At 69.7% G+C, this 8132-nt stretch carries 7 protein-coding genes; 4 read left to right on the top strand and 3 right to left on the bottom strand.

Annotation, left to right across the window (positions count from 1 at the left end; all coding sequences use genetic code 11):
* Nucleotides 1-276 precede the first annotated feature (276 nt).
* From QK444_RS27640 to der, 3 genes are read left to right on the top strand one after another with little or no spacing between them, the layout of a single operon-like run.
* Entirely contained in the window at nt 277-1347 is a 1071-nt protein-coding gene (locus QK444_RS27640) for a pseudouridine synthase (RefSeq protein ID WP_282785085.1), read from the top strand.
* A gap of 17 nt (nt 1348-1364) precedes the next feature.
* Nucleotides 1365-2078 (top strand): (d)CMP kinase, encoded by a 714-nt coding sequence (gene cmk / locus QK444_RS27645; protein WP_282785079.1) that lies wholly within the window; start codon nt 1365-1367, stop codon nt 2076-2078.
* On the top strand, nt 2078-3496 hold the full coding sequence (der, locus tag QK444_RS27650) for a ribosome biogenesis GTPase Der (RefSeq protein ID WP_282785080.1): 1419 nt from the start codon (nt 2078-2080) through the stop codon (nt 3494-3496). The genes cmk and der overlap by 1 nt, the downstream gene beginning before the upstream one ends.
* On the opposite strand, the gene QK444_RS27655 is transcribed toward der, so the two are convergent.
* The 3 genes from QK444_RS27655 to QK444_RS27665 all read right to left on the bottom strand — a co-directional run bounded on the left by QK444_RS27655 (nt 3429) and on the right by QK444_RS27665 (nt 7324).
* Nucleotides 3429-3800, bottom strand: coding sequence for an alpha/beta hydrolase (locus QK444_RS27655; protein WP_282785081.1), 372 nt, complete (start codon nt 3798-3800; stop codon nt 3429-3431). The genes der and QK444_RS27655 overlap by 68 nt on opposite strands.
* Nucleotides 3801-4032: 232 nt before the next feature.
* Nucleotides 4033-6426 carry a glycoside hydrolase family 3 C-terminal domain-containing protein gene (locus tag QK444_RS27660; protein WP_282785082.1) on the bottom strand — a complete coding sequence of 798 codons (2394 nt, stop codon included), beginning with the start codon at nt 6424-6426 and terminating at the stop codon, nt 4033-4035.
* 37 nt (nt 6427-6463) lie between these two features.
* Nucleotides 6464-7324: an alpha/beta hydrolase gene (locus QK444_RS27665; protein ID WP_282785083.1), complete on the bottom strand. Its 861-nt coding sequence runs from the start codon at nt 7322-7324 to the stop codon at nt 6464-6466.
* A gap of 146 nt (nt 7325-7470) precedes the next feature.
* Here QK444_RS27665 and QK444_RS27670 point away from each other — a divergent pair, with 146 nt between their 5' ends.
* Nucleotides 7471-8070, top strand: a complete 600-nt coding sequence (locus tag QK444_RS27670) for a TetR/AcrR family transcriptional regulator (protein ID WP_282785084.1) — start codon at nt 7471-7473, stop codon at nt 8068-8070.
* The last annotated feature ends 62 nt before the right edge of the window (nt 8071-8132 follow it).

The raw sequence follows: 8132 nt of genomic DNA on the forward strand, positions 1-8132 counted from the left end.
TCGAACAACGACGCCCGCGCCGACCGCTCGCGCGGTGGCGGCTCGCCCGCCGGTCGCGGATACGACTCACGCGGAGGAGACAGCCGGTCCGACTGGAACGCGGGCGGTACGCGCGGCGGCGAGTGGAATCGCGGCGGCAGCGGGCGTGGCGGCGATCGTGATCGCGGTACCGACCGTTCGCGAGGTGGGGCGGCCCGTGGTGGAGCAGGCCCGCGCTTCGGCGAGTGGACTCGCGGCGACGGCACCGACCGCCCCCGGAGCGACCGGAATCGCGGCGTGGACGGTGGGCAGGGGAATGCTCGCGCGGACCGGAATCGAGGCGGGAGCACTCGTGCTGCCGGGTCGCGTGGCGCGGCCCCCGGTGGCTTCCGCGGTGCGGGCGCGCGTGGCGGTCAGGGCGACCATCACCTCGGTGGCAGTCGCGGCCGGATCGGTGGCGGGCGTCCGTTCGCTCCGACCACCGCGCCCAGTGCCACGCCACCCACCGGCAAGCAGAAGAAGCCCAAGCCGCAGCGCGTCGTGGTCACCGGCCCGGTGCTGAACAATGCCAAACCGGCCCGCCGCCAGCATGTCGAGCCCGAAACGCAGGGGCCGAAGAAGCTGCCGTGGGGTGAAGGCGAACGCCTGCAGAAGGTGCTCGCCAAGGCCGGGGTGGCCTCCCGCCGCGCCGCCGAGGAACTCATCGACCAGGGCCGCGTCGAGGTCGACGGTGCGATCGTGCGCGAGCAGGGCCTGCGCATCGATCCGGATCACGCCGTGGTGCGAGTGGACGGCGTGCGGGTGGTGGTCCGCGACGAACAGGTCTACCTGGCGCTGAACAAGCCCAAGGGCTGGCAGTCCACCATGGCCGACGAGATGAACCGCCCCTGCGTCGGCGATATCGTCGCCGAGCGCGTGGTGGCCGGTCAGCGCCTGTTCCACGTCGGCCGCCTGGACGCCGACACCGAGGGCCTGCTGCTGCTCACCAATGACGGCGATCTCGCGCACCGCCTCATGCACCCCTCCTTCGAGGTCTCCAAGACCTACCTCGCCACCGTCGCCGGAGAGATCCACGGCCGCGAGGTCGGCAAGCGCCTGCGCGACGGCGTCGAACTGGAGGACGGCCCGGCCAAGGTCGACCGTTTCCAGGTACTCGAGGTCGGCGAGGGTAAGTCGTTGGTGAAGGTGGTCCTGCACGAGGGCCGCAAACATATCGTGCGCCGCCTGCTGGCCGCGGTCGGCCATCCGGTGACCGCGCTGGTGCGCACCAATATCGGACCCGTCGCACTGGGCGATCAGCGCCCGGGCACGCTGCGGGTACTGGGTCGGGACGAAATCGGGAAGCTCTACGAGGCGGTGTCGTTGTGAACGGTGTGAGGAGTGCGATGGTGGCCGAGGATGCGCTGACGGGTACGGGCCCGCTGGTCGTCGCCATGGACGGCCCGTCCGGCACCGGCAAGTCGAGCGTGTCGCGACGCCTGGCCACCCGCCTCGGCGCCCGCTACCTGGACACCGGGGCGATGTACCGGGTGGCGACGCTGCGCGTGCTGCGCAGCGGTGTCGATCTCACGGACGCCGCCGCCATCGTGGTGGCGGTGAAGGAGCTGCCGCTGTCCATCGGCACCGATCCCAGCCGAGAGGTCATCGAACTCGACGGTGAGGACGTCTCCGCCGAGATTCGCGGCAATGCCGTCACCAAGGCGGTGTCCGCGGTGTCCGCGGTGCCGGAGGTGCGCGACCAGCTGGTCGCCCTGCAGCGCGATATCGCCGCCACCTCGGGCCGCATCGTGGTGGAGGGACGCGATATCGGCACCGTGGTGCTGCCCGCCGCCGATGTGAAGGTCTACCTGACCGCTTCCGCCGAGGCGCGGGCGACGCGGCGCAATGCGCAGAACACTGCCGAGGGCCGCGGTGACGATTTCGCGGCGGTGCTGGCCGATGTGCAGCGCCGCGACAACCTCGACTCCACCCGCAAGGTGTCGCCGCTGCGTCCCGCCGAGGACGCGGTGCTGGTGGACACCAGCGAGCTGAATATGGACGAGGTCATCGACGAGCTGTATCGCGTGGTGCGGCAGCAGATTTCGGCAGGAGGTGCGTAGTGACGCAGGATACTTTTGCCGGAGACGGCGTCTGGGCCGACGAAACCGATTGGGAGCTGGCCGAACTCGCCGGTGAACATGACGAGGCCGAGCAGGTGCCGATGCCGACGGTGGCCATCGTCGGCCGCCCGAATGTCGGCAAGTCCACGCTGGTGAACCGGATTCTGGGCCGCCGCGAAGCGGTGGTCGAGGATGTGCCGGGCGTGACTCGCGACCGCATCAGCTACGAGGCCAACTGGGCCGGGCGCACATTCCTGGTACAGGACACCGGCGGCTGGGAGCCCGACGCCAAGGGGCTGCAACAGTCGGTGGCCCGCCAGGCCGAGATCGCCATGCAGACCGCCGACGCGATCGTCGTGGTGGTGGACGCCACGGTCGGTGCGACAGCCACCGACGAGGCCGTCGCGAAGACGCTGCGCCGCAGCAAGACCCCGGTCATTCTGGTCGCCAACAAGGTGGACGACCAGAAGGGTGAGGCCGAGGCGGCGTCGCTGTGGTCGCTCGGGTTGGGTGAACCGCATATGGTGTCGGCCGCACACGGCCGCGGTACCGGCGATTTGCTCGACGACCTGCTGGCGGTGCTGCCGGAAACCCCGCGTGAGGGCACCGGCGGTACCGGCGGCCCGCGCCGCGTGGCGCTCATCGGCAAGCCGAATGTCGGCAAGTCGAGTCTGATCAACAAGCTGTCGGGCTTCGAGCGCTCGGTGGTGCACGATGTGGCGGGCACCACCGTCGACCCGGTCGACTCCCTGGTCGAATTGGGCGGCAAGCCTTGGCGTTTCGTCGACACCGCGGGGCTGCGCCGGAAGGTCGGCAATGCCAGCGGCCACGAGTTCTACGCCTCGCTGCGCACCAAGTCGGCCCTGGAGGCCGCCGAGGTGGCGGTCATGCTCATCGACGCCTCGCAGCCCATCACCGAACAGGATCTGCGCGTCATCAGCATGGTCGCCGACGCCGGTCGCGCCCTCGTGATCGCCTACAACAAGTGGGATCTGGTCGACGAGGACCGCCGCTTGGCGCTGGAACGCGAGATCGAGCGGGAGATGGTGCAGGTGCAGTGGGCGCTGCGGGTGAACATCTCCGCCCACACCGGCCGCGCCGTCCAGAAGCTGGTGCCCGCCATGGAAACCGCCCTGGAATCCTGGGACAAGCGCATCTCGACGGGCCGCCTGAACGCCTGGCTCAAGGAAGTCGTCGCCGCGACCCCGCCCCCCATGCGCGGCGGCCGTCTCCCACGCGTCCTCTTCGCCACCCAGGCATCCACCCGCCCGCCGACCTTCGTCCTTTTCACCACCGGCTTCCTGGAAGCCGGCTACCGCCGCTTCCTCGAACGCCGCCTCCGCGAAGAATTCAACTTCGACGGTTCCCCCGTCCGAGTGAACATCCGCGTCCGCGAAAAGCGCGAACGCAAGAAGTAACGCACGGGGGGGTACTGGTGGCGGCGGTCTCTCGGCCGTTGCCGCCGGTTCCCTCGCGGTGGTCAGGTGAAGGGGCGCGGTCGGCGGGGCAGGTGATGCCGGGGGCGGGCAGCGTCAGGTCGATGAGGTACGCGTCGCCCAGTTCGCGGGTGCAGGTGCTGGATGTGGTGTGGCCGTAGCCGTCCAGCCTGACCAGGCGGGCATTGCCGTGATCTGGTGGGCGCGTTCGGCGCGGAACAGCGGAGTGGCCGGGTCGAAGCGCGCGTTCGTCAGGAGCGCGAGGGTGTCGGTGTTCAGGGTCCACGGGTCCGGTGTAGCGCTGCGTGCCCGCACGAGGATGAACCGTGCCAGGGTGCCTTCACGTATACCACTACTCAGATATGCGCATTTAACTATGTGTGTTCGAAGTGTCGCGACCGGGCTCGTGCCCGCTCCTGAAGGTATAGAGCGAGCCGCGACGAAGGATGTTCGGTGGCGGGAAGCCGGGTCGGGCACCTGCTTCGAAGGCATCCGACCCGGCTGGAACCGGTTGGTGTTCAGCTGATCTCGGCGGTGAGCGGGAGATCCGTCACCGACGTGCCCACGTGGAGGGTGAACGGGCCGGGTTCGGTCGTCCAGCCCGCCTCGGTCCAATGCTCGAAAGCCCGCTGCGGCAGGGCGATGCGCACCGTGTGGGAAGCGCCGGGGGCGACCGTGACGGCCGCGAATCCGGCCAGCCACCGCACGGGGCGGTCCACCGCGCTGTCAGCCCGGGACAGGTACGCCTGTACCACCTGCTTGCCCTCGCGGTCACCGGTATTGGTGACCGTCACCGTGGCGGTCCGGCCGTCCACGGCGAGATCGCCGAGCGACCAGGTGGTGTAGCCGAGCCCGTGACCGAATGGATAGGCCGGAGCCGCAGCGGATTTCAGCCACGCCCGGTAACCGACGTGAATGCCCTCGGTGTAGCGGAGTGTGCCATCGGCCTGCGGTGTCGTCGACAGCACCGGCACGTCGGCCATGCGTGCGGGCCAGGTGGTGGGCAGTCGCCCGCCGGGTTCGGCCGCGCCGGTGAGCACATCGGCGAGGGCGGCCCCGAACTCCTGGCCCGGGAACCAGGACAGCAGCACGGCCGCCACATCGTCGCGCCACGGCATTTCCACGGGCGCACCGGAATTGACCACCACGACGGTGCGCGGATTGGCGGCGGCGACGGCCGCGACCAGTTCGTCCTGGCGGCCGGGGAGGCGCAGATCGGTGCGGTCGAAACCCTCGGACTCGATCTGTTCGGTGGTGCCGACCACGACGACCGCCACATCGGAGGTGCGCGCCAGTTCCACGGCGGCCGCGAATTCCGCCGCGGCGGGACGCTGCGGTCGGGTGATGCCGAAGGTGAGACCGAGAATGACGCCGAGGCCCGGGATGGCGGGTGGCGCGGCGACGGTGATGCGGACGTCGACCTCCTGCCCTTCGGCGAGGGTACGGGTCACCGCGCGCTGGGGTGGGTAGAGGATCGCGCCCACCGGATCGGTGCCCTCGAAGGTGATGGTCTCGTCGAGGGCGGTCTCGCCGTCGAGTTCCAGCCGGGCCTGTCCGAGGGTGCCGACGCCGATCTGCCACGCACCGGTCACGTCGGCGCGCAGCCGCGCCCGGATCTCCAGGGTCGTCGCCGTGGCGGCCTCGTGGTCGCCGAAGAGCATGAGATTGCCCGCGGTGCGGTGCTGGGTGTCGATGACGGTGTCACCGTCGAGGTAGCGCAGACTCACTCCCGGTGTGCCGGTGTCGGGATCGGTGACCAGCTCCAGCGGCACCGGGATCAGCTTCTCCTCGAGTCGAACGCCGGGCGTGTGCCGCACGGTGAGAACGGCTTCGAGGCCCTCGACGGGTGTGGTGGTGTGCGCGGGGATGACGGTAGCGCTGCCGCCGCCCATGAAGCGCGGCAGTTCGGCGTGCGGTCCCAGCAGCGCGACCGTGGTGTCCGGTGCGAGCGGCAGGACACCGTCGTTGCGCACCAGCACCATGCCCGCGGCGGCGGCGCGCCGCACCAGCGCCTGCGCCTGCTCGTCAGTGAATTCGGGTGTGGCCTTCGGTGATCCGTCGAGCGCGCCCACCCGGCGGGCGAAGCGGAGGATGCGCCGCACCTTCTCGTCGATCGCGGATTCTGGTACCTCGCCCTGGCGCACCGCCTCTTCGAGCGGTGCTCCCCAGAGCATGGGCGGTCCGGGCATGGCGATATCGGTGCCCTGGGCGGCACCGGCGGTGGTGCGCACGGCCGTCCAGTCCGACACCACGACGCCGTCGAATCCCCAGCTGCCCTTGAGCGGTTCGTTCAGCAGCGGGTTCTCTGTCATGGTGACGCCGTGGACCGAGTTGTAGGAGTCCATGATCATCCACGCGCCCGCGTCGACGCACCGTTCGAACGGGTACAGGTACAGCTCGCGCAGCGCCCGGTCGTCGACACGCACATCGACGGTGAAGCGGTCGGTCTCGGAGTCGTTGGCCACATAGTGTTTCGGGCACGCGCTCACGCCGTGCGCTTGGACGGCGCGCACGTAGGCCGCGGCCATGCCGGCGGTGAGCACCGGATCCTCGGAGAAGCATTCGAAATGCCTGCCGCCCAAGGGTGATCGGTGCAGGTTGATGGTGGGGCCGAGGACCGCGTACACGTCCTTGCGCCGCGCCTCGTGGGCGATGAGCGCGCCGATCTCGGTGAGCAGTTCGGGATCCCAGGTGGCGGCGAGGGCGGTTCCGGAGGGCAGGCTCACCGAGGGATCGCGTTCGTCCCAGTATTCGCCGCGCACGCCGGACGGCCCGTCGGAGACCGGCATTTCGGCCAACCCGATGTCGGGGTCACCGGCGAAGCGGAACATGCCCGCGCCCGAGATCAGGCGCAGCTTGGCGGGTAGGTCGAGTTTCGCGAGCAGGTCCTCGATGAGGTCGTCCATGCGCATGCCCCGTTCCCTCTCTCGATGGTCGGCAAATATCAGGCTACTGAGCGGTGGGGTGGTCCCAGAACGCCATCAGATCGGCGCACACCTGGGCGGGCCGGTCCTCGTTGGGGAGATGTCCGACGCCGGGGTAGACCGCGCGGCGCGCGCCGAGCGCCGCCGCGAACCGCTCGTGCACCTCGGGATTCCAGAGATCGCCGGTATCGCCGTAGGCCACCAGAATGGGCACTCCCGCCGCGCGCAGCACGGACGGATCGGCCAGTGGCGGCACCTCCATCACGCGCAGAATGCCGAGGATATTGGCCTTCTTGGTGGCCAGAATGCGCCGGTGGAGGAAGTCGATCCGGGTCGGGTCGGCCGCTCCGGCGGCGAAGAGGGCGTCGCGCATCTGTTCCCAGATGAACTCCTGTCCACCCGCTTCGACGGCCTGGGCGACCATGCTGGGCGGCGGAAAGTTGATGTCCGACACCGAGGACGGGCCGGAGGCCAGCAGGGTGAGCGTCCGGAAGCGTTCGGGTCGGGCTACCACCGCGACCCGTGCGACATAGCCGCCGAAGGAGTGGCCGACCAGGTGCACCGGCTCTGGGCCGGAGATCTGGTCCACGACCTTCAGTAGATCACCGAGGAAGTCGTCCATGCGGTAGCCGTCGATCTGGTCGGGTCCGTCGGACTGCCACTGTCCGCGCTGGTCGTAGGCCACCGCGCGATATCCGGCCGCCGCCAGCAGCGGCAGCATGGCGGTGAAGTCCTCCTTGGAACCGGTGAATCCGGGTACCAGCACGACCGTGCCGCGGGCGTGGACGCCGGGTGGCGGCACCGCCTCCCACGCCGCGAGGGTTCCGTACCCGCCGTCGAGGGTGACGGGAACGATATCGGTGGGGGCGTCGGCGGCCTGGCTCATGAGGTCGAGTGTGCCAGCGCATTCATCGCAAACCGAGCGAGCACTCGGGAATGTTATCAAGCTGAGATAATATGGGTCGGGTGGCCGATGCGGATGGGTGACCCGCCCGCCGCTACTGTCGGCGTGAACGGTGGAAGGAGGAGATCATGGCGCAACGCCGCAGCCGCCCGCGTGGCGACGCGCGCCGGGAGCAGATTCTGGACGTGGCGCTGAAATCCTTCGCCGAGAACGGGTTCCGCGGCTCCTCGATCGCCGAGATCGCCGACCTGTGCGGACTGTCCCAGCCCGGCCTGCTGCACTACTTCCCGACCAAGGCCGCACTGCTGGCGGCGGTGCTGGAATACCGCGACCGGCTCGATGCCGAGCGGCTGAAATTCGGTGCGCCGCTGCGCGGTCCGGACGCGCTGCGCCGCCTGGCGCGGCTGGTCGAGCACAATACGCACGTGCCGGGGCTGGTGCAGCTGTTCACGGTGGTGACGGGGGAATCGGTGACCGATGACCACCCGGCGCACGCCTGGGCGGCGGATCGCTACCGCCGGTTGGAGTCGGAACTGGCGCGTGCCCTCGACGCGGGTATCGCCGAGGGCACGGTGCGCGCCGGTATCGACACCAAAGCCGTTGCGCGGCAGGTGTTCGCCATGATGGACGGCCTACAGCAGCAGTGGCTGCTCGATCCCGAGGCCGTCGATATGGGTGCGCTGTTCGGTGACTACATCGAGCAGGTCATCGCGCGTATCGCGGGATAGCCGCGTACCAGTCGAGCAGCGCCGGATCGTCGACGGCGGTGCGGGCCACGACGGAGGCGGGG

Origin of the sequence: Nocardia sp. CC201C (assembly GCF_030010695.1) — a bacterium.
GTDB lineage: Bacteria > Actinomycetota > Actinomycetes > Mycobacteriales > Mycobacteriaceae > Nocardia > Nocardia otitidiscaviarum.